Below are 2466 nucleotides of genomic sequence, written 5' to 3'. Positions count from 1 at the left end.
GATCATGATCGTATGTTCCGATCTTTACCATGGGATCAAGTTACCCTATGAACTTCGATGATTCTACCCACACATAGTGCAGAAGCCTCAAAAAAATTAATATTTTCTACTCAAATAATAATTTTAAATGGAATAATATTAATTTTTTCATAAATATTTAATATTGATAGATGATATGGATGTAGTCAAACTCATTCTTTTCAAGAGATATTTTCAAGTCCATCACTCCATTATATACAACTACTTCATCTAGAACTTCTTTAGGTGTTGAAACCTGCTTTAAGTAGGATAGTTCCGTACCACCTAAAGGAAGCTTGTTTTTTCCAATCAATGCATAATAGTTATCAAGAATACTACCAAAGTGTTCATTGGCAAAACGTCTTTTGATGAGATAGCGGCCATCTTTCATATTTTCAAAATGAAAATGACATTTTAAGGGTTCATCATCCTCAAAATAATCACGAATATGATCATAGCTTATATGTGTTTCATCAAGATAATATTTATAGGATAAGTCTTTACAGTTATGACAGATAATCTGATAATTCTCTTTATTCGTTGTGACTAAGGCATGATCATCTTTGGTAATAAAAGAAGAAGCTAGGCGGCTTAAGAATTCATAGGCATACCAGGATGGTTTCTTGAGATTGCTTTTGGTCATCAAGCCCTTTCCACCAAAGAGTTCTGCTTCACCCAAGGCATTTTCTTCCAATAAGTCAAAAGGCATCATGCATGAAAGAGCCTCCACTTCCCCAAATAAATCAATAACCGTTTTCACAATAAATGCACCCTTATAGCAGGCATCATTGAGTATATTATGGTCTGATAAATGATCAATCATATCCGTTATATAAATAGGAAAGGGATGGTCTTGATAGATAGTGGACTGCTTGAGCTTCTTGATATCATTCTTGAGAAAGCTTGTGTCTTTGACAATCTGGCTTATTTGAAGCATGTCATGATAATGAAATGGAGCATCAATAAAGGTATAATTCTCTAACGCATGTTTTTTACTTAGAAACGGCATTACACTCTGTTTATAATCCAGCATGACGCCCGCCCCAACAATATTCTTTTCACAGCCAAACTTTTTAAGAACGTCATAAATTCGTTTGCAGGCTTGACCATATTCCTCATGCTTCCTCTTGTCAAAGAAGGTATTATAGCTTAGTTCAAAACGCCATTTACGAATATTATCAATGCTGTAACGATTCGCAAAATGACTTAACATATCTTTCAAATAATGTTCGACATGTTGCATGAGCTGATGATTACGAAAATCAATCACAAACCATAGAGAAAAATGTGCATGCATCAAGAGATCAAAGAAGTTTTCTTCATAATAGAATGAGTAATGTTCTGACGATAAGAAATGGGCAACATTCATATCAATACGTAAATAGTCAAAATGAAAATGTTCCTGTGTATTAAGAAGCTGTTGCTGGATATTGGCATCGTGAAAATCAGCATAGCTTCCAAAATTCAATATTTTACTCCAGAATTTCTCATACTTCTTATCATCCAATGCATCAACAATAAGATAATGCTCTTTATCTTCCTCATTTTCCACTTTCAACAAGTCATTGATAGCTTCTTCTTGAATGACTGGCTTTTTATATTGTTGTCGATAGGCTAGAGGTGTTATGCCATATGCCTTTAGAAAATAGGACTGGAATGCTTTGACATTGGGAAAGCCATTATCTAATGCAATATGCAGCAAGGACAAATCTGAATGCATTAAGTCATCCATGGCATGAGTTAACTGTAATCGCCTTAGATAATGATGATAATTGATACCGATTGTTTCTTTAAAGAGCTTGGAGAAATATTGTGGAGTCATATTAAAGGCTGCACTAGCATCACTTAATGATACATTCTCTTCATAATTGTCTTCAACATATTCTTTTAAACGATAGGCAAGATCCTGTTCCTGAATGGTTTCTAAGGCAAATTGATTAACAAAGAAGATAAGAAATTGGGCAAATGCCTTGATTGTTTCCACTTCCTGATAGGGACTCTTTGAATAGGAAAGACGAATGAGTGAAGCGATATGTTGCTGGAGAATATGATATTTTCGATCAATTTCTTCATGGCTATTGCCATAAAAATAATAGGTTTGATGAAAGAGTTTACGTATCTCATAGCTTGAGATTTGAAAGACAAGGGCTTTTGCTCCTGGGGATAGTTGAATATGGTAATCTATATCATTATTGAGTATAAGCAGTTCATCTTGATCAAGATGATACTTTCTATCTGTCACAATAGTAACCGATTTACCAATTGCAATAATAATGACAATTTGTTTATGAGTCTGTTCTCTTCTATTCTCTCTTACAACATCAAAATAATAACGCATATATTCCCTCCAGTTAGTAAATATCCACCAGCCTAGCTGGTGGCTTTTCAGTTTCGGGCATAGCCCTGCGCCTACCAGAGACGCGTGAACCGCGTTTTACGTTGTGCGGC

Annotated in this window: 1 protein-coding gene; it reads right to left on the bottom strand. The window is 34.8% G+C overall.

Going from position 1 to position 2466, the window contains the following annotated elements; translation table 11 throughout:
* Positions 1-157: 157 nt before the first annotated feature.
* Positions 158-2356, bottom strand: coding sequence for a helix-turn-helix domain-containing protein (locus tag T529_RS0111555; RefSeq protein WP_033163763.1), 2199 nt, complete (start codon positions 2354-2356; stop codon positions 158-160).
* Positions 2357-2466 lie beyond the last annotated feature (110 nt).

The sequence above is a fragment of the Sharpea azabuensis DSM 18934 genome (assembly GCF_000702165.1).
Lineage (GTDB): Bacteria > Bacillota_I > Bacilli_A > Erysipelotrichales > Coprobacillaceae > Sharpea > Sharpea azabuensis.
Note: the sequence above shows the minus strand (reverse complement) of the source record. Positions and strands in the feature narration are given on the sequence as shown.

Excerpts from the sequence above, each read along its gene's own strand:
- T529_RS0111555 (WP_033163763.1), bottom strand. The coding sequence starts at position 2,356 with ATGCGTTATTATTTTGATGTTGTAAGAGAGAATAGAAGAGAACAGACT.